Source organism: Vibrio anguillarum, assembly GCF_001989995.2.
Lineage (GTDB): Bacteria > Pseudomonadota > Gammaproteobacteria > Enterobacterales > Vibrionaceae > Vibrio > Vibrio anguillarum.
The window spans coordinates 115869-135939 of record NZ_JAHGUP010000027.1 but is presented as its reverse complement, the minus strand read 5'-3'; the positions used below and the strand labels follow the sequence as shown (position 1 = coordinate 135939).

The 20071-nt window shown below is 46.4% G+C and carries 18 protein-coding genes; 12 read left to right on the top strand and 6 right to left on the bottom strand.

Annotated features, from left to right (window positions below; translation table 11 throughout):
* Nucleotides 1-16 precede the first annotated feature (16 nt).
* The 3 genes from PL85_RS08085 to pfkA all read left to right on the top strand — a co-directional run bounded on the left by PL85_RS08085 (nt 17) and on the right by pfkA (nt 2802).
* Complete coding sequence (locus PL85_RS08085; RefSeq protein ID WP_017049227.1) at nt 17-514, top strand: CpxP family protein; 498 nt, start codon at nt 17-19, stop codon at nt 512-514.
* 156 nt (nt 515-670) lie between these two features.
* Nucleotides 671-1579 carry a CDF family cation-efflux transporter FieF gene (gene fieF, locus PL85_RS08080; protein WP_010318335.1) on the top strand — a complete coding sequence of 303 codons (909 nt, stop codon included), beginning with the start codon at nt 671-673 and terminating at the stop codon, nt 1577-1579.
* Nucleotides 1580-1839: 260 nt separating this feature from the next.
* Complete coding sequence (gene pfkA / locus PL85_RS08075; RefSeq protein ID WP_026027886.1) at nt 1840-2802, top strand: 6-phosphofructokinase; 963 nt, start codon at nt 1840-1842, stop codon at nt 2800-2802.
* Between the two features lie 111 nt (nt 2803-2913).
* Here the strand turns inward: pfkA and glpX are convergent, their stop codons facing one another.
* The gene (gene glpX, locus PL85_RS08070; protein ID WP_064625978.1) at nt 2914-3921 is read right to left on the bottom strand and encodes a class II fructose-bisphosphatase; all 1008 of its coding nucleotides are present in this window, start codon (nt 3919-3921) and stop codon (nt 2914-2916) included.
* 317 nt (nt 3922-4238) lie between these two features.
* On the opposite strand from glpX, the gene zapB reads away from it, so the two are divergent.
* Nucleotides 4239-4481, top strand: a complete 243-nt coding sequence (gene zapB, locus PL85_RS08065) for a cell division protein ZapB (RefSeq protein ID WP_010318338.1) — start codon at nt 4239-4241, stop codon at nt 4479-4481.
* Nucleotides 4482-4599: 118 nt separating this feature from the next.
* Here the strand turns inward: zapB and metF are convergent, their stop codons facing one another.
* The 3 genes from metF to PL85_RS08050 all read right to left on the bottom strand — a co-directional run bounded on the left by metF (nt 4600) and on the right by PL85_RS08050 (nt 9313).
* Nucleotides 4600-5490 carry a methylenetetrahydrofolate reductase gene (gene metF / locus PL85_RS08060; RefSeq protein WP_017043191.1) on the bottom strand — a complete coding sequence of 297 codons (891 nt, stop codon included), beginning with the start codon at nt 5488-5490 and terminating at the stop codon, nt 4600-4602.
* 245 nt (nt 5491-5735) lie between these two features.
* A complete protein-coding gene (locus PL85_RS08055) occupies nt 5736-8147 on the bottom strand; it encodes a bifunctional aspartate kinase/homoserine dehydrogenase II (RefSeq protein ID WP_081245075.1) in 2412 nt (803 codons plus the stop codon).
* Nucleotides 8147-9313: an O-succinylhomoserine (thiol)-lyase gene (locus tag PL85_RS08050; RefSeq protein WP_017046779.1), complete on the bottom strand. Its 1167-nt coding sequence runs from the start codon at nt 9311-9313 to the stop codon at nt 8147-8149. Before PL85_RS08050 ends, PL85_RS08055 begins: the two co-directional genes overlap by 1 nt.
* A gap of 393 nt (nt 9314-9706) precedes the next feature.
* Between PL85_RS08050 and metJ the strand changes: the two genes are divergently transcribed.
* Nucleotides 9707-10033 carry a met regulon transcriptional regulator MetJ gene (gene metJ / locus PL85_RS08045; RefSeq protein ID WP_010318342.1) on the top strand — a complete coding sequence of 109 codons (327 nt, stop codon included), beginning with the start codon at nt 9707-9709 and terminating at the stop codon, nt 10031-10033.
* A 148-nt stretch (nt 10034-10181) separates the two neighbouring features.
* Here the strand turns inward: metJ and PL85_RS08040 are convergent, their stop codons facing one another.
* Together PL85_RS08040 and rpmE are read right to left on the bottom strand one after the other, a co-directional pair.
* Nucleotides 10182-11459 (bottom strand): malic enzyme-like NAD(P)-binding protein, encoded by a 1278-nt coding sequence (locus tag PL85_RS08040; RefSeq protein ID WP_026027888.1) that lies wholly within the window; start codon nt 11457-11459, stop codon nt 10182-10184.
* A 205-nt stretch (nt 11460-11664) separates the two neighbouring features.
* Nucleotides 11665-11880 carry a 50S ribosomal protein L31 gene (gene rpmE / locus PL85_RS08035; protein ID WP_010318344.1) on the bottom strand — a complete coding sequence of 72 codons (216 nt, stop codon included), beginning with the start codon at nt 11878-11880 and terminating at the stop codon, nt 11665-11667.
* Nucleotides 11881-12148: 268 nt separating this feature from the next.
* Here rpmE and priA point away from each other — a divergent pair, with 268 nt between their 5' ends.
* The 7 genes from priA (at nt 12149) to rraA (ending at nt 20000) form a co-directional block, all read left to right on the top strand.
* On the top strand, nt 12149-14350 hold the full coding sequence (gene priA / locus PL85_RS08030; protein WP_115339357.1) for a primosomal protein N': 2202 nt from the start codon (nt 12149-12151) through the stop codon (nt 14348-14350).
* A gap of 305 nt (nt 14351-14655) precedes the next feature.
* A complete protein-coding gene (cytR, locus tag PL85_RS08025; protein WP_017043195.1) occupies nt 14656-15663 on the top strand; it encodes a DNA-binding transcriptional regulator CytR in 1008 nt (335 codons plus the stop codon).
* Nucleotides 15664-15765: 102 nt separating this feature from the next.
* A complete protein-coding gene (locus tag PL85_RS08020; RefSeq protein ID WP_088729196.1) occupies nt 15766-16308 on the top strand; it encodes an SPOR domain-containing protein in 543 nt (180 codons plus the stop codon).
* 120 nt (nt 16309-16428) lie between these two features.
* Nucleotides 16429-16995 carry an ATP-dependent protease subunit HslV gene (gene hslV, locus PL85_RS08015; RefSeq protein WP_010317615.1) on the top strand — a complete coding sequence of 189 codons (567 nt, stop codon included), beginning with the start codon at nt 16429-16431 and terminating at the stop codon, nt 16993-16995.
* A 35-nt stretch (nt 16996-17030) separates the two neighbouring features.
* Nucleotides 17031-18362 (top strand): HslU--HslV peptidase ATPase subunit, encoded by a 1332-nt coding sequence (gene hslU, locus PL85_RS08010; protein WP_013855851.1) that lies wholly within the window; start codon nt 17031-17033, stop codon nt 18360-18362.
* 122 nt (nt 18363-18484) lie between these two features.
* The gene (locus tag PL85_RS08005; RefSeq protein ID WP_017049221.1) at nt 18485-19402 is read left to right on the top strand and encodes a 1,4-dihydroxy-2-naphthoate polyprenyltransferase; all 918 of its coding nucleotides are present in this window, start codon (nt 18485-18487) and stop codon (nt 19400-19402) included.
* A 76-nt stretch (nt 19403-19478) separates the two neighbouring features.
* Entirely contained in the window at nt 19479-20000 is a 522-nt protein-coding gene (rraA, locus tag PL85_RS08000; RefSeq protein ID WP_026027418.1) for a ribonuclease E activity regulator RraA, read from the top strand.
* The last annotated feature ends 71 nt before the right edge of the window (nt 20001-20071 follow it).

Below are 20071 nucleotides of genomic sequence, written 5' to 3'. Positions count from 1 at the left end.
CTTAGTGAAGGAATAGATGATGAAAATGGCAAAAAAATTAGTACTTGCGGCGGTGATACTTCCTCTGACTCTTAGCACAGCAAGCGTCTTTGCATTTGGTGGTAAAGAGCAGCATAAAGGCCCAAATGATGAGTGTGGCGGTTTTGATCGCGGCATGATGCAGCAGCTTGATTTGACGTCTGATCAACAAGCAAAGCTGAAAGGAATGCGTGAGGCGAATCGCGAAGCGATGAAGGGTGAGCACAAAGGTCAACGCCAAGCGAAAATGAAAGCGCACCATGACAAAGTACAGGCTCTCGTGCTCGCTGAGAACTTTGATGCGGCAGCGGCAAATGAACTAGCCAAAGAGATGGTCGATCAACAGGTCGCTCACCGTGTCAAGATGCTAGAAAAACGTCATGACATGATGAGTGTGCTAACTCCGGAACAAAAAGCAAAACTGCAAACGCTACAACAAGATCGCATGCAGAAGTGCATGGAAAATGGTCCTAAGCACATGAAAAAAAATAGCTAGTCATTGATAACCGCTAATCATTGATAACCGCTAATCATTGATAACCGCTAATCATTGATAATAGGCCTCGGGTGAGGCCTGTTCATTTTTGTGTCATATTCATTCTTAATTTGAGAAGGTATACTACCTGCTCATTCTCAAGCTGATTTTAGTGATATGAAACAAGAATACGCACGCCTTGTTACGCTTGCTGCCTGGACAGCAACCCTTGTAGCCTCATTGTTGCTGATAGTAAAAGTGATCGCTTGGTGGGTTACTGGCTCGGTCAGCCTACTCGCATCCTTGATTGATTCCTTACTTGATATTGCCGCTTCCGTGGTCAATTTAATTGTGGTGCGTTACGCACTGCAGCCCGCAGATAAAGAGCACGCCTTTGGTCATGGTAAGGCGGAATCGCTTGCGGCTCTTGCCCAAGCGATGTTCATTTCAGGCTCGGCCTGTTTTCTTATCCTCAATGGGGTTGACCGTTTTTTCCGCCCACACGAATTAACTTCTCCTGAATATGGCGTTTATGTCAGCCTGTTTGCAATGCTAGTGACTTTTGGCTTAGTGTTGTTCCAAAAGCATGTGGTGAAAAAAACGGGCAGCCAAGCCATTGCCGCGGATTCATTGCATTACCAAACCGATCTGTTCATGAATGCGGCGATTATGATCGCGCTTATATTGAGCTGGTTTGGCTTTAAACAGGCCGATGCCATCTTTGCGATCGGCATTGGCGTTTATATTCTTTACAGCGCTTTTCGTATGGTGCAAGAGGCCATTCAGACCTTATTGGATCGTAAGTTACCTGATGAGGAATTGAAGCAAATCCGCACAGAATGTCTTTCTGTGGCTGGTGTGTTGGGTGTGCATCAATTAAGAACTCGCATGTCTGGACCTGTAAGATTCATTCAGCTACATCTGGAACTAGATGACAATATCCGCTTGATTGAGGCGCATCGCATTTCCGATGAGGTGGAAGATAAGCTACTCGAGGCTTTCCCGGGAGCTGATGTATTAATCCACCAAGATCCTTATTCTGTGGTGTTTGGACCAGAAAAAAAGCAAAAATCACAAGGGTGGTAGCGACAAAAACGCGCTTATTAACTATCTTTTTAAGAACAATAAATAAGCCTGATTCTGATATGAATCAACAAAGCATTAACTCAAAACTGTAATACTCTTACATAAGTAGCAAACTTACATAATTTCGTGCAAATAACAGTAGTATTCCTCTTTAGGAAAGGTAACATTATGCACAGATTAGAAAGATTTTGCTGTCGGTTTTATCGCTAACGGACAGCGTAAAAAATTAGTATTAAGTTCCCAAAAAATCGAGGGTGAGCATGATTAAGAAGATCGGTGTTTTGACTAGTGGCGGTGACGCACCTGGCATGAACGCAGCAATCCGTGGTGTTGTTCGTACGGCACTCGGTGCTGATTTGGAAGTATTTGGTATTTACGATGGCTACCTTGGTCTTTATGAAGATCGCATTAAAAAATTGGATCGTTCAAGCGTTTCTGACGTTATCAATAAAGGTGGTACTTTCCTAGGTTCTGCGCGTTTCCCTGAATTTCGTGAAGTCGCAGTACGTGAAAAAGCGATCGAAAACCTAAGAAAGCATGGTATTGATGCTTTAGTTGTCATCGGCGGTGACGGTTCTTACATGGGTGCGAAAAAGCTGACCGAAATGGGTTTTCCATGCGTTGGTTTACCAGGCACGATTGATAACGACATTGCTGGTACCGATTACACAATTGGCTACTTAACAGCATTAAATACGGTTATCGATGCGATTGACCGTTTACGTGATACTTCCTCTTCTCATCAACGTATTTCTATTGTTGAAATTATGGGTCGTCATTGCGGTGATTTGACTCTGATGTCGGCGATTGCAGGCGGTTGTGAATACATCATCACCCCTGAAACTGGCCTGAATATGGAGCAACTGATTGCAAATGTTCAAGACGGTATTAAGAAAGGTAAGAAACACGCCATTATTGCACTGACTGAGTTGATGATGGATGCTAACCAACTGGCGAAAGAAATTGAAAAAGCAACGGGACGTGAAACTCGCGCTACCGTGCTGGGTCATATTCAACGCGGTGGTCGCCCGACGGCGTTTGACCGTGTTCTTGCGTCACGCATGGGTAATTTTGCGGTACATTTACTGCTTGATGGCCACGGTGGTCGTTGTGTTGGTATTCAGAAAGAGCAGTTGGTTCACCACGATATTATCGACGCAATTGAAAATATGAAGCGTCCAGTTCGCACTGATTTGTATAAAGTGGCTGAAGAGCTGTTTTAATCGCTTCTTCCATCTTGGTATAAAGTGAGTAAATAAAAAAGACCGCATTGCGGTCTTTTTTGTCTCTTTATGCTTTGTCGTTAAAATAAAACAGAACAAAGCACTGGCGGATTACAAAATGATCGCGCGCACTTCTGGGTCTTTGCGTTCTAAGTAGTGAATTGATTTAATACGGCGAATGGTACGACAGCGGCCACGAATTAATAGCGTTTCTGTGGTGGCGATGTTGCCTTTGCGGGTAATACCTTCCAGCAGATCCCCTTTGGTGATACCAGTAGCTGAGAAAATGACGTTATCACTGCGGGCCATCTCTTCCATTTTCAACACTATGCCAGCTTCGACACCCATTTCCGCGCAGCGAGCTAACTCTTTTGCACCGTAAATGCGGTTTTCTTCCGTATCGCCTTTGACTTCATGACGTGGTAGTAGACGGCCATGCATGTCACCATCTAGAGCTCGGATGACCGCGGCTGAAACCACTCCTTCAGGTGCACCGCCGATGCAGTACATCACGTCGACTTCACTATCAGGCATACAAGTTAGGATCGAGGCGGCGACATCGCCATCTGGCACAGCAAACACGCGAACACCCATCTCTTGCATCTGCGCTATGGTGGCATCATGGCGAGGTTTCGCTAAGGTGATCACAACTAGAGTGTCTAATGGTTTATTCAGCGCGGCGGCGATATTTTCTAAATTCTCTTTTAAAGGCTTATTGAGGTCAATGCATCCTTTAGCGCCGGGGCCAACCACCAATTTTTCCATATACATATCAGGTGCTTTAAGGAAGCTGCCTTTTTCGCCAGCCGCCAAAACAGCCAATGCGTTTGACTGGCCCATTGCCGTCATGCGCGTACCTTCAATAGGATCCACTGCGATATCAACCGCATCGCCACCAAGGCCAACAAGCTCGCCAATGTAGAGCATTGGAGCATCGTCAATTTCGCCTTCACCGATTACAATTTCACCTTGGATGTCGGTTTTATTGAGTAGGTTGCGCATGACTTCTACCGCTGCGCCATCGGCCGCATTTTTATCGCCTCGGCCAAGCCATTTGTAACCTGCCAGTGCGGCACCTTCAGTGACTCGAGAGAATGCCATTGCTAAATCGCGTTTCATGCTAGCTCCAAAGAAAAGGGAATAGGAAATTTCGGCGGGAATTTTAGCATATCAAATAGTAAACGTTTGCTTTTTTAGTTCGCAAGGGTTGCACTTGATCAAAGCTAAGCCTCAAATTGAGCAAATCCATGGCCAGATAAAGTGTTTTTCGGCCTAGGTTTGGCGCTTAAGTGAGTTGACGGTTAAGTTGAGCCGATTTTTTAGCCAAATAGCGAGAAAATTTGCATATAGTGAGTGTTTCTGAGCGCTGTGCTGAGTAGAATGAACCAATAAGTGAAATTTTGTTCACCTCAACCGAATAACTAAGGGTATGCACCATGTCTTTTGAAGTATTAGAACTACTAGAAGCAAAAATTCAAACCGCAGTTGACACCATCGCACTTCTACAAATGGAAGTGGAAGAGCTTAAAGAAGAGAAACAGCAGCTCGTGAATGAAGCGAATGAGCTAAAAGTAGCGCGTGAAGAGCTTGAGCAAAAAGCGCAGCAGATGGAGCAAGAGCAGAATGCATGGCAAGATCGTATTCGTAGCTTACTTGGTAAAATGGACGACGTGGAATAATCTGCTCGCTTAAGTGATACCACAACGCCGACATCAAGTCGGCGTTACTTTTAATCAATCATCGCGTTTTATCACGAGCAACATTTACCAATAATAGCGTTATGAGTGCAGAGAAAGTTTATGCTTTCGGTCTTACGCCCAACGTATGGCACAATGCGTAGGTCATTTCAGCGCGATTGAGCGTATAGAAATGGAAGTCTTTGACGCCTTCACGGCTTAAAATGCGAACCATGTCAATTGCTTGGCTTGCACCCACGAGCTGGCGTGTGGTTGGGTCATCATCTAATCCATTAAATTGTTTCGCCATCCATCCGGGGACTTTAACGTTGTTTTGCGCGGCAAAGCGAGAAGCTTGTTTAAAGTTTGATACCGGTAGAATGCCCGGTACAATTTCAGCATCAATACCAGCAGCTACGCAGCGGTCGCGAAATCGTAAGTAGCTTTCAACATCAAAAAAGAATTGAGTAATTGCGCGGTTTGCACCTGCATCAATTTTGCGTTTTAGATTGACCAGATCGGATTGCGCGCTTTTCGCTTCAGGGTGGACTTCTGGAAATGCCGCGACAGAAATATCAAAATCATGGCGAGATTTGAGTAGAGTCACTAAGTCGGAAGCATACATTTCTGGTTTGCCGCCACCAGCGGGAATATCGCCACGCAGTGCAACTATGTTCTGGATGCCGTTGTGCCAGTAGTCATCGGCAATCTGAATAAGCTCATCGCGAGAGGCATCAATGCAAGTGAGGTGCGGTGCTGCAATAAGGCCAGTTTGATCTTTAATCTCTTTAATGATCGAATGGGTGCGGTCGCGCTCGCCAGAGTTTGCCCCGTAAGTCACAGAAACAAATTTAGGTTGCAGGGTTTTTAAACGGTGAACGGAATTCCACAATGTCTCTTCCATTTGCGCTGAGCTGGGTGGAAAAAACTCAAATGAGACATTGATATTATCTGATAGCTCAGCCACGTTCTGGTTGAGTGCATCAATATGACCGGCGTGCGTGTATCCCATTTTATTTCTCCCTGTGGCGTTCTTCCGCCAATCTATCATTCCTTAAGTTGACGTTTAGACGTCTATATGTCCACAGAATGTATTGAATAGCATTTAATGTCAACACTGTAATTATGAATATTATTCATGTTGATTGTGAGTGACCTTCAAGTCATGCTCAACCTCGGTATGCATGACCTAATATCATCCTTTCGCAGTTAAATTAAGGAGCCTAGTGGCCCCTTAATCTGGAATAAGCTGGAGTGTTACAGCAAGCTTGACAGCAAGTTGAGGTCAGATTGGATAGCTCCTGCTGTCACTTCTCTACCAGCGCCCGGGCCACGAATCACTAACGGGTTATCGCGATACCATTTACTCTCGATAGCAAAAATGTTGTCACAAGGTAAAAGGTTAGCCAAAGCGTGTTCACGCTCTAAAGCTTCAACCCCCACCGTTGCTTTGCCATTTTTCTCAAGCCTTGCGACATAGCGTAGCACTTTATCTTCACGTTGTGCTTTGGTTAGTCTCTCTGCTAATTTTTCACTCAGCAGTTGGCCTTTGTCTAAAAAGTCATCCAGTGAGAGGTGCTTGAGCTCATCAGGAACCAGTGATTCAACTTTGACATTTTCCGGTTCGATATGTAATCCCGCTTCACGGGCTAGGATCACCAGTTTGCGCATTACGTCTGAACCATCCAGATCGCTGCGCGGATCAGGCTCGGTAAGTCCTTGTTGCCATGCTAAATCGACCAGTTCGCTAAACGGTATTGAGCCGTCGAATTGCTGAAATAACCAAGATAAAGTGCCAGAGAAAATACCAGAGAGGGCGACGATTTCATCACCGCTTTCACGCAAATCACGTACCGTGTGGTTAATGGGTAAGCCTGCGCCAACCGTCGCGTTGTAGAGCCAATGGCGGCTAATTTTCGCGAACGCTTCTTTTATTTGGTGGTAATCGACGCTAGAGGAAGAGCCCGCGACTTTATTCGCTGAGATGAGGTGCACCCCATTTTCAGCAATGTTGAGGTAGTGATCAGCCAGTTCTTTGCTTGCGGTTACATCGAGCACAACCGCTTCGTCATATCCTTGAATATTGCTTAATCGCTGTAGCCAAGCCATTCCTTCACTGGCAATCGCTTCATCGTCAAAATGCTTTAAAACCGATGCTGCATCAATCCCTTGCTCATCAAACCAATAGGTTTGGCTATCGACCACCGCGACCAACTCGAAGTTCATGCCATGGCGTTTTTCTAACTCTGATTTTTGTTCAGCAAAGAGTTTTAACCAACTCGAACCAATGTTGCCTTTGCCACATAGTGCCAGTGCGACCCGTTTTTGCGCCTGAAATAGTTGGTTATGCATACCCACCACTAAGGGGGTGATCGGCGTTTTACGCAGTACTGCGACTAAACTCAGCCCAGATTCGGCTTCACAGATAAACTCGATCGGTGATGAACGTAGCTGTTGATAAAAGCCGTAGCAGTGATTGGGGTTTTTCGTCACTCCCGCACCCACGGCACCGACTAATGAAAAGCCTTCTTTGAGTTTAATTTCTGCTTCAAAAGCGGCATCTTGCAGATGGGCTAGGGCTCCACCTGAAATCTCAGCAGTATAGGCAAGGCGCAGTTGGTGTTGATCGGCTTGAGTATCGAAAGCTAGCGGTTCGAGTTGAGCACGACGCAAGCTGCGTAGTACATCATTTTGTAGGCGCTGGAAGTCATGCCCGTGAGCAAAATTAAGCTCAATCAACAGCACATCATCAAGTGAAGTAATGATTTTGGCACCGCGTCCCGATGCCAATACACGCTCAATACGAGTCGATCCTGCTTCGGGTTGATAACTGCAGCGCAAGTGCAAATCCATGGTGCTTTGCGCCACGGGCTGCAAAGTTCGGCTGTGCAATACTGGGGCGGCAAGGCGCGCTAACTCGTTGGTTTCGTCCAAACGCAGTAGCGGCAGTAAACAGGCATCACTAACAATGCGCGGGTCGGCGCTATAAACACCGGCCACATCACTCCAAATCGTTACTCGGTTTACTTCCGCAAGTGCGCCGATCATCGTAGCGGAGTAATCAGAGCCATTGCGCCCAAGTAGCACAGTATCACCTTGTTCACTGCGAGCCATAAAGCCTGTGATGATCACTCGGTGATGCGCGTGTTGTGCCAAAATTTCTTTCAGCAAAGGGTAGGAGCGGGCGCGATCCACTTCCGGTTGTGTGCCTGCTTGCGCGCGAAGAAATTCGCGGGCGTCTTGTGCCACAGCCGCAAGGTTATGTTGATTGAGTAACGCCGCCAATAAGCGTGATGACCACACTTCACCATGGCCAAGTACCGCCGCTTGTTGAGCTGGCGATAGGGGCGCGCAAAGCTGACCCAAGGTGCGAATTTCGTTGGTGAGTAAAGTGATGAGCGGTTGCGCTGCATCTTCATCGAGCAGCGCGTTGATTAAATCGATTTGGTACTGACGGACCGATTGCAAGTTCTCATGAGCTACTCGGCCATCTTTATTGAGAGCGTCGAGAAATTCGATTAAACGATTGGTGGTTTTTCCTGCGGCAGAAACCACCACCAAATCATCAGCTTGAGAATACTCTTTTAAGATATTAACGACCCGTTTGTAGCATTCAGGATCGGCAAGGCTGCTACCGCCAAACTTGTGCAATTGACGTAGGGCAGTCATTAATAGGCCTCCTTCGCTTTAGCAAAGGCTTGCACGAGATCGTCAATCAAATCTTGGGCATCTTCTAAGCCGACCGATAGGCGTAATAGCTGCTGTGAAACACCGGCTTCGGCCAACGCTTCTTCGCCCATCGCTCGGTGAGTCATCGAAGCGGGGTGGCAGATTAAGCTCTCCACGCCTCCTAATGATTCTGCCAGTGAGAATAATGTTAACTGAGAGACAAAATATTTGAGCTGTTCAAAGCTGCCCGCAAACTCAAAACTGAGCATAGAGCCAAAGCCAGATTGCTGCTTTTTCGCTATCTCATGGCCAGGATGCTCTGGCAAACTCGGGTGATAAATGACCTTTACTAAGGCTTCGCTTTGCAGATAGTCCAAAATGGCACGTGAGCTTTCCTCATGGACGCGCATTCTTGCGCCTAAGGTACGAATGCCACGCAGCGTCATATAGCTATCAAAAGGGGTTCCCGTTGAGCCAAGGCAGTTGCCCCACCATGCTAGCTCTTCAGCGTGCTGCTCTGTTTTGGTGATAACAACTCCGCCAATCACATCGGAGTGGCCATTGATGAATTTGGTGGTGGAGTGGATGACAAAATCTGCGCCCAACTCTAATGGTTTTTGGAAGACAGGCGTTAAGAAGGTGTTGTCAACCGCCACTAATGCACCGACGGCGTGTGCTTGTTGGCAAATATCAGCAATATCGACCACGCGAACTAATGGGTTGGATGGGGTTTCAATGAGTACCAATTTGGGTTTTTTCGCCAAAGCGGCCTGCAAAGCGTTTGGATCGGATTGATCAATAAAGAGTGTCTTAAAATCGCCTTTTTTGGCGCGTGTATTAAACAGGCGATATGTGCCACCGTAACAGTCATGCGGGGCCACAATCAGATCGTCAGGACTTAAAAAGGCGGAAACCCATAGATTCAGCGCCGAAGTGCCACAGTTAGTCACCACCGCGCCTTGACCCGATTCGAGTTCAAACAACGCTTTTTCGAGCAGCCCTCGATTTGGGTTGCCAGAGCGTGTGTAATCGTATTTAGGCACTTCACCAAACGCAGGAAAGCTATAATTTGTCGAAAGATAAATTGGAGGCACAACAGCATGATATTGAGAGTCGGATTCAATACCGGTTCTAACGGCGATGGTGGCTGGCTTGCGAGTGGTCATGACGGTTTCCTTACTTAATTAAACTCAATAAACTGACTTTTATTGAGGGGTTCCTGCTTTATCTGGGGACAACGAAATGGCAACGTCCATTGTCTCGAGTATTAGCTATATCCGATAGTGCGTGAGATTGCTATCCCCTTTCTAACTTGAAGTTGCTGCGATGTTGGCTAGGTTCACCTACTTCAATCACATAGTCTGGCTGCCTTGACTTGCCGCTCTGCTGAAATTTCAAGTATTTCGGGTATCTCTTTGTCGATAATGGCACACTTTACTGAACTCAAAAGAAGACGTCAATATATCTAGACGTCTATATGTCTTTGCTTGTGGCGGTAAATCCCGCTAAAATCCAACTTTCAAATTTTTAACGACCAATTACGATAACGAAGGTGCGCAATGGCAGACTGGAATGGGGAATACATTAGCCCATATGCTGAACATGGGAAGAAGAGTGAGCAAGTCAAAAAAATCACCGTTTCAATCCCATTGAAAGTGTTGAAAGTATTAACTGATGAGCGCACTCGCCGTCAAATCAATAACTTACGCCACGCAACAAACAGTGAGCTGCTGTGTGAAGCCTTCTTGCATGCTTATACCGGTCAACCTTTACCGACCGACGAAGATTTGAGAAAAGATCGTCCAGACGATATTCCGACGGAAGCAAAAGCATTAATGACCGCCATGGGCATTGAATTTGAAGCGTATGATGATGAAGAAGTGTAGCGCGTAATTGCGGTACAACGAGATAAAATCGAGAGGATACTGGGTAAGTTGCCATTGTGACTTTGGCTCTGTGTCTCAGAATATAAAAAAACCGCTGAAAGTCAGCGGTTTTTTTTCGAGCGAGGCATTTAGCCGCTCAAGCTTGTGATTATTCTTGCATGTAATTGACAGGCATCTCGATTCGAGCGACGCCAGAGTCAACCGCTGCTTGAGCAACCGCTTTAGCAACACGAGGCAGTAGGCGTGGGTCCATCGGTTTTGGAATGATGTATTCAGGGCCGAAACTTAACGCTTTTACGCCTGCAGCTTTCAACACTTCAGCCGGCACTTCTTCTTTAGCCAGTTCACGTATCGCCTCAACTGCGGCTAGCTTCATTTGGTCATTAATTTCACTAGCACGGACATCCAAAGCGCCACGGAAAATAAATGGGAAGCACAACACGTTGTTGACTTGGTTTGGATAATCGCTACGACCTGTGCCGAGAATTAAATCATCACGTACCGCGCGTGCGAGTTCCGGTTTAATTTCCGGATCCGGGTTTGAGCAAGCAAATACGATCGGTTTATCGGCCATTAATTTTAGCGCTTCGGCAGGCAGCAGGTTGGGGCCTGACACACCTAGGAATAAGTCAGCGCCTTCAATCACATCTTCCAGTGTGCGTTTGTCGGTGTTATTAGCGAACAACTGCTTATATTCATTAATGTCATCGCGACGAGTATGAATCACACCTTTGCGATCAAGCATGTAGATTTTTTCACGCATTGCGCCGCACTTAATCAATAGTTCCATGCAAGCGGTGGCTGCTGCGCCAGCGCCAAGACAGACGATAGTGCATTCGTTGAGTTTCTTGCCTTGCAGTTCAATCGCATTGAGCATGCCAGCTGCGGTAACAATCGCAGTGCCGTGTTGATCGTCATGGAAAACAGGCACATTACAGCGTTCGATCAAACGGCGTTCAATCTCAAAGCAATCTGGTGCTTTGATATCTTCTAAGTTGATGCCGCCAAAGGTGTCGGCGATATTGGCAACCGTATCGACAAATTCATCGATTGTGCGGTGTTTTACTTCAATATCAATTGAATCAAGTCCAGCAAAGCGTTTAAACAGTAGCGCTTTTCCTTCCATGACGGGCTTGGAAGCCATCGGACCTAAGTTACCTAAACCAAGAATAGCCGTGCCGTTTGAGATCACAGCGACGGTGTTGCCTTTCGCAGTGTATTTATAAACGTTGTCGATGTTCTGTGCGATTTCACGAACCGGTTCAGCGACGCCCGGGCTGTAAGCTAAAGCAAGGTCTTCAGCCGAGTCGGCAGGCTTAGTTAGTGAAATGGCAATTTTACCTGCGGTTGGGTAAGCATGGTAATCGAGTGCGCGTTGGCGAAATTGTTCTTCTGCCGTTAATTCTTGGTGAGTGTCATCAGACATAGGTATAAGTGCTCGTGTTGGATTGGAAAAGGTCCATAATTCTAATGGATGTCGCTCAAACTTCCTAGGCGGGAACCTGACGTGCTTCATCAAAAAATGGAGAAAATGTCGCAGATAAGACCAGTGCGTACTGACAACTATACAAAAAATGCCAACAAAAAAGGATGCCGAAGCATCCTTTTTTAATTTTCTAGCAAAAAAGAGATTATTTGCTAGAAAGAGCACCGAAACGCTTGTTGAAGCGATCTACACGGCCGCCAGTATCAACGATACGTTGCTTACCAGTGTAGAATGGGTGACATTTGTCACACACGTCTAGGTGGATAGAATCTTTGCCTAGCGTTGAGCTGAACTCGAAAGAGTTGCCGCAAGAACAAGTCGCGCTAACTGCTTTGTACTCTGGATGGATACCAGCTTTCATGGGATAACCTCTAATTGGGCCGCGTCGCTATCCGAATCGAAGCCGGACACCACACGTAGTTAATAAAAAAATGTTGATACCGCTGACTGCTTAACATCAAGCAAGAAGCCATATCATCAAGGCGCGATATATTAATGAATCCTCTTCAGTGGATCAAGCCATTTCGCCGCTATTTTCGCCACATTTTTGTCCAATGACGAAGCTCGAATTTCGGTGACGCATCCAGTAGACTGTCTTTTCACATTTTTTGTAGAACGAACGGTCGATTATGCGCCCCACCATTGCACGCGTTGCCTTACCTGTCCCATTGGATAAGCAGTTTGATTATCAGATCCCAAGTCATCTGTTTCCGATTGTTGGTGGACGAGTGTCGGTGCCATTTGGTCGGCAAACTCTGGTGGGTATCGTCACCGCTATAGTCAGTGAGTCTGAGTTTTCAGTCGATCAATTAAAGCCGCTAAAAGCGGTGCTCGATAGCCAGCCAGTCTGGCCAGAGAAACTCTATCAATTGCTGTTATGGTGTAGCCAATTTTATCAATACCCATTAGGCGACACGTTATTTAATGCATTGCCTGGCGCATTACGCAAAGGGAAAGCGGCCGATTTTTCGACCTTAGTGGAGTGGCAACTGACGCCCAGTGGGCGCGATCAACTCATGCAAGGATTCGGGCGAGCGGTAAAGCAAGCCAAAGTGATGACGATGCTTGAGTCTGGCGCTGTGCCCCATCAACTGTTTATTGATGAAGAGGTAGGTAGCAGCGTACTCAAAACCTTACAAGAGAAAGGCTGGATAGAATCACTGGAAAAACGGCCGACACAGACGGCTTGGCCGCAGAATGTTGAAGCGGATGTGGAAAAGCCCAAGCTAAACCAAGAACAAGCGATCGCGATTGCTTCAATTAATAGCCATCACCATTTCGCATGCTATTTACTTGAAGGGGTCACCGGTTCAGGGAAAACCGAAGTTTATCTAAACTTAATCAAGCCCGTTTTAGAAAAAGGACGTCAGGCATTGGTACTGGTGCCTGAGATTGGTCTAACACCACAAACCATTAACCGCTTTCGTAAGCGATTTAATGTGCCAGTTGCCGTGGTCCACTCGGGGCTCAATGAAACCGAGCGCCTCAACGCGTGGTTAGCGGCGCGTGATAATATTGCGGGCATTATCATTGGTACTCGCTCAGCGCTGCTAACGCCTTTTGCAGATCTAGGTATCATCATTGTTGATGAAGAGCACGACGCTTCGTATAAACAGCAAGATAGCCTACGCTACCATGCAAGAGATGTCGCGGTAATGCGTGCAAATCTTGAGCAGATCCCGATTGTGCTCGGTTCTGCCACTCCAGCATTAGAAACGTTGCATAATGCATTGAGTGGCAAATATCATCACTTAAGCTTAACTCAGCGTGCGGGCGTAGCGGTTCCCACTAAAAACAAAGTGTTGGATGTGAAAGGCCTGTTTTTAGAGAGTGGGTTATCAGCGCCGCTGATTGCTGAGATGAGAAAACACCTCAGTGCAGGTAACCAAGTGATGCTGTTTCTCAATCGGCGCGGCTTCTCGCCCGCGCTGATGTGCCATGAATGCGGTTGGATTGCCGAGTGCAAACGTTGCGATGCGTACTATACCTTTCACCAATACAGCAGTGACATGCGCTGTCACCATTGTGGCTCGCAACGTTCGGTGGTTCATCAGTGTCAAGGTTGTGGTTCAACTCAGTTGGTTACGGTTGGGGTAGGTACTGAGCAACTTGAAGCGCAACTGGCGCAGCTTTTCCCCGAATATAAAACGGTGCGTATTGATCGCGATAGTACGCGTCGTAAAGGCAGTTTAGAAAGTGCTTTATCATCGATTCGCCAAGGTGAGTATCAGATTTTAATTGGCACGCAGATGCTCGCTAAAGGGCACCATTTTCCCGATGTGACTTTAGTAGCGTTATTGGATGTGGATGGTTCGCTATACAGCAGTGATTTTCGTGCCGCCGAACGCTTGGCGCAGCTATTTACTCAAGTGGCAGGTCGAGCAGGGCGCGCTAGTAAACCCGGCGAAGTGATTTTACAAACGCATCACCCGGAACACAGTTTGCTGCAAGCACTGTTGCAAAAGGATTATCGTCATTTTGCAGAAACCGCGTTAGAAGAGCGGAAAATAGCGATGTTGCCACCTTACACCTATCTCACACTGTTTAAAGCGGAATCCAATCAAGCTTCGATGGTGGAAGAGTTTTTACGCCAAATTAGGCATACGTTAGAAGCGCATCCGTTATTTGATGATTCGTGCTTAGTCTTAGGGCCAACTCCAGCCCCATTGGCGAAAAGAGCGGGCAAATATCGCTGGCAGTTATTACTGCAAACTCAACATCGCTCCAAAATGCAAAAACTATTGATGAGTGCTAAGCCTGCGATTGGACTGTTACCATTAGCCAAGAAAATTCGCTGGTCGTTAGATATTGAACCGCAAGATCTCAGTTAAACCTCAGTAGCGTTTTCGATGAAATGAGATGTAACATATTGAAGCAATCGAGTGCTAAAAAGGTTACTGTTATTTTTGTCAGCCTATTTAATCCTCTCTAATGTGAGTGGCTTCACGCTTATTATGTGAAATTTGTTAATCTGACCGTAACTTTCTGGGTGGAAATGAATAGACTATCACTCATATATCCGCTGTGAATAACAGCTCAGCGTTCAAAATGGATAACCAGATTTTACAACCGGATTTTATAAACATAACAACGGGTGATTTCAGCCCAGTAACAACTTTTAAAGAGGTTAATTTCTATGGCGACAATGAAGGATGTTGCCCAGCTTGCAGGTGTATCAACCGCCACAGTATCTAGGGCGTTGATGAACCCTGAAAAAGTATCATCTTCAACGCGAAAGCGTGTCGAAGATGCTGTTTTGGAAGCTGGTTACTCACCAAATTCTCTCGCTCGCAACTTACGCCGTAATGAATCTAAAACCATTGTCGCTATCGTGCCTGATATTTGTGACCCTTACTTCACAGAGATCATTCGTGGTATCGAAGATGCGGCGATGGAACATGGTTATTTAGTACTGTTGGGTGATAGTGGTCAGCAGAAAAAGCGAGAAAGTTCGTTAGTTAACCTCGTATTTACTAAGCAGGCCGATGGCATGTTGTTGCTGGGAACGGATTTGCCGTTTGATGTTAGTAAGCCGGAGCAAAAAAACCTGCCACCTATGGTTATGGCATGTGAATTTGCGCCAGAACTTGAGTTGCCGACGGTACATATTGATAACCTTACTTCAGCGTTTGAAGCGGTGAACTATTTGACGCAGCTCGGGCACAAACGCATCGCGCAAATATCGGGGCCAGCAGAGGCCACGCTGTGTAAGTTCCGCCATCAAGGTTATCAACAAGCCTTACGCCGTGCAGGAATTACCATGAACCCTAATTATTGCACTTATGGTGATTTTACTTTTGAAGCTGGGGCTAAAGCACTGCGCCAATTATTGGCGTTATCTGAGCCACCCACAGCCATTTTTAGTCATAATGACAGTATGGCTATCGGTGTCATTAAGGAAGCCAAAAAATTGGGCTTGCGCGTTCCACAAGATATTTCAGTGGTGGGATTTGATGATATTCAATTTGCGCTCTACTGCGATCCACCGTTAACGACCATCTCACAGCCGCGCTATGAGATAGGACGTCAAGCGATGCTCATGATGCTCGATCTTCTTCGCGGTCAAGAGGTTGGCGCAGGTTCTCGACTATTAGAAACCAAGTTAGTGATTCGAGAAAGCGCAGCACCTCCTCGCTTGAGCTAACCACATGCAGCGCACTTTTGATGCGCTGCAACTCTTTCAACACTATTAAGTCGTTGGAAACTGCATTAACATTGGCACAAACCATCAACTTTTGAATTCTCTGTGGCTAATAAAGATTATGTAAGGCGCGGTCGTAGTCCGAAAAAGCCGACCCCGAAAAAAACAACTCCACGTCGTAAACCTTGGCGTAGTGGCTTATTGGCACTGTTGCTCGTTTCCTGTTTTGGTTATGGGCTGTTCTTACTCAGCCGTGATCCTGAGCCGCCTCAAGCGGTTGTGGTTCCTACAAAACCAGTCGCAAAACCTAAGCCAGAGAAAGTGATCCCACCGCCTCCAGAGGAAAAATGGGATTACGTGGATAGCTTGCCGAAACGTGAAGTGGAAGTGGTAGCCAAAGAACAAAAAGTGTCTGAAATCCCTTATATCATGCAGTGTGGGGCGTACAAAACTTCGGCACAGGCTGAAAGCCGTAAACTTGATATCGCGTTTCAGGGTTTAAAAAGTGAAATCCGAAAAACGGAAGGCAGCAGTTGGTATCGCGTGGTATTAGGGCCATACAAATATAAGCGTGATGCGCAGCGTGACGAGCATAAATTACAACGCGCTAAAATTGAGCCGTGCGCCATTTGGACTGAACCACAATAAGAGCGATCACTCACCGCATCCAATCGATTCGCGGTGAGTGTTTTTTGTGACTTGAAATCTTCCCCAACCATCCTCATATATTTGCTAACTCCATCGTGAAAACAAATAAGAGGTCCTGTCGTGACTACCATCGTCTCTGTACGTCGTAATAATAAAGTTGTCATCGCCGGTGACGGACAAGTATCGCTCGGTAATACCGTAATGAAAGGCAACGCGCGCAAGGTTCGCCGTCTGTACAATAATCAAGTCTTGGCAGGGTTTGCAGGTGGCACAGCCGATGCGTTTACCTTGTTTGAGCGCTTTGAAAGTAAGCTGCAAATGCATCAAGGTCATCTTACTAAGGCCGCGGTTGAGCTGGCAAAAGATTGGCGTAGTGACCGAGCACTGCGTAAGCTAGAAGCGATTTTAGCGGTGGCTGATGAAACTGCATCGCTCATTATTACGGGCAATGGTGACGTCGTTCAACCAGAAAACGACCTGATTGCTATCGGTTCGGGTGGTAATTTTGCCCAAGCTGCGGCGACCGCATTATTAGAAAATACCGATTTAGATGCACGTGAAATCGCTGAAAAAGCACTGAAAATTGCGGGCGACATTTGCGTGTTTACCAACCATTTCCACACTATCGAAGAACTAGAAATACCGGCGGAATTGCTACTGCAACAAACAGTGACCACCGAAAAATAAAGACAGTGTTAGGGTAAAGAATTAAGGAAAATCTGATGTCTGAAATGACTCCACGTGAAATTGTTCACGAATTAAATCGCCATATTATTGGTCAAGATAAAGCCAAACGTTCGGTGGCGATTGCGCTGCGTAACCGCTGGCGTCGCATGCAGCTCGAAGAGAGCTTGCGCGCCGAAGTAACGCCGAAAAACATTTTGATGATTGGTCCAACTGGGGTGGGAAAAACGGAAATTGCTCGTCGTCTCGCCAAGCTTGCCAACGCACCATTTATTAAAGTGGAAGCGACCAAATTTACCGAAGTGGGTTATGTTGGTAAAGAAGTGGAAACCATTATTCGCGATTTAACCGATGTCGCGGTAAAAATGACTCACCAGCAAGCGATGGAAAAAGTGCAATTTCGCGCGCAAGAGCAAGCAGAAGAGCGTATTTTAGATGCTTTATTGCCGCCAGCTCGTGATGCTTGGGGAGAGAATGAAAAGGGCGAAGAGAGCTCGAACACTCGCCAAATCTTCCGTAAAAAGTTGCGTGAAGGAAAGCTCGACGACAAAGAGATTGAAATCAATGTCGCTGTCCCTCAAATGGGGGTTGAAATTATGGCACCTCCAGGCATGGAAGAGATGACCAATCAGCTGCAAGGTTTGTTTCAGAACCTTGCAGGGGATACCAAGAAAAAACGCAAACTCAAAATCAAAGAGGCCTTCAAAGCTTTGACTGAGGAAGAAGCGGCAAAATTGGTCAATCAGGAAGAGCTGAAAGATCAAGCTATTTTTAATGTTGAAAATAACGGCATTGTCTTCATCGATGAGATTGACAAAATCTGTAAACGCGGCGAAAGCTCAGGTCCAGATGTGTCGCGTGAAGGGGTACAACGTGATTTGCTACCTTTGATTGAGGGCAGTACCGTCTCGACTAAGCACGGCATGGTTAAAACTGATCATATCCTCTTTATTACGTCGGGTGCATTCCAAGTGGCGAAGCCCTCTGATTTAATCCCCGAGTTGCAAGGCCGCTTGCCGATTCGCGTCGAACTTGAAGCATTATCGAGCCATGACTTTAAACGTATTTTGACTGAGCCGAAAGCCTCTCTGACCGAGCAGTATATTGCGCTGATGAAGACGGAAGAGGTGCACATTGAATTCACTGAAGATGGCATCACTCAAATTGCGGAAGCCGCGTGGAAAGTGAATGAAACCACGGAAAATATCGGCGCACGTCGCCTGCATACCGTGATGGAGCGTTTGATGGATGAAATCTCATTTGATGCAACAGAAAAGCCTGGCTCCTCAATGATTATCGATGCCGCCTACGTCAAGCAGCGCCTAGGTGAGTTAGTCGAGAATGAAGATTTGAGCCGCTTTATTCTTTAGCGGATCGAATGGCCAGTACACTGTTTGTAGCCCGTCCAAAGTGACGGGCTTTTTATTGCCGTGTTATACTCGCCAGCAGAACAGTATATACTGACCCCTTTTTTGAACGGCAGTGACCTTGCATGAAGAATTCGCTCCATATCTGGCTTGATGCGGCCAGGCCTAAAACGCTCCCTCTCGCGCTAGTTTCTATTTTAACGGGCAGCGCGTTAGCTTTCTCATCGGGCCATTTTTCGTTGCCAGTAGCGCTGCTTGCTCTGCTTACCGCAACTTTACTACAAATTTTATCTAACCTTGCAAATGATTATGGTGATGCGGTCAAGGGCACGGATAATGAGGCTCGCTTAGGGCCAATCAGAGCGATTCAGTCCGGTGCGGTGACGCTCGATGATATGAAGCAAGCGATGCTGATTAACATCACATTGACGGTTATCTCGGGTTTGGTGTTGATTTTTTATGCACTGGATAGTGTGCAAAGTATTCTGGCTTTTGTCGGGCTGGGCGTGCTCGCTATTGTGGCCGCGATTGCTTACACGGTCGGTAACAAACCCTACGGCTATGTCGGCTTAGGTGATTTATCCGTGTTCATTTTCTTTGGTTTACTTGGGGTGTCTGGAACCTATTTCTTGCATACCGGCCATGTGGAACCGAGCCTGTTCTTACCCGCGTTAGGCTGTGGCTTATTGGCGGTCGCTGTGCTCAATGTCAACAATATGCGTGATATTGAAAATGATGCAGTTTGCGGAAAAAAAACCGTTGCCGTACGTCTTGGGCAAACGCGCGCCAAGCAATATCACTTTATGCTATTGGCGGGTGCGGTGGTCGCTTTTGCTTGGTATTTAGTGATGCAAAGCAGCCCAACGTGGATAAGTTTGCCCTTTTTGTTGAGCATTGTGGTAGTGGTAAAACACAGTAAAGCGGTGTGGGTGAGTGATCAACCTGCGCAGATAGCACCTATGATGCCCGCTATCGTTAAATGTTCACTGATCACCAACTTGTTGTTTGTTGGAATTGTTATAGCTCAAACTCTGACGAGTTAATTGTCGCTTGTCATTGCAATGACTTAATGACCCTATATACTCGGTGAAGATAATTTTCGGCAAGAGAAGAACCATTATGGAATACAACACCTCTGCGTTATGTGATATTTATCTCGACCAAGTCGATGTGGTGGAGCCAATGTTTAGTAACTTTGGTGGAAGCGCATCCTTTGCTGGCCAGCTTACGACGATTAAATGTTTTGAAGATAATGGCTTAATCCGTGAAGTATTAGAGCAAGATGGGCTAGGACGGGTGCTGTTAATTGATGGTGGTGGTTCACTGCGCCGTGCGCTGATTGATGCAGAATTGGCCGCTCTTGCTGAAGAAAATGAGTGGGAAGGCATCGTTGTTTACGGTTGTGTCCGCGAAGTGGATGAACTCGAAGAGATGAGCATCGGCATTCAAGCGCTCGCCTCTATTCCTGTTGGAGCATCCAATCAAGGTATCGGTGAAGTGGATGTGCCTGTCAATTTTGGTGGCGTCACTTTCCTACCTGAAGATTATTTATACGCTGATAATACGGGTATTATTTTATCTCCTGAGCCTTTAAATGTGGATATGGACTTAGATGATGACCTTGACGAGATTGAAGAGTAGTTTCTCGCGCTGAAAGGCGATGCTTCTAAGTGATAAAGCCAGCATGAATGCTGGCTTTTTTATATTTAGTT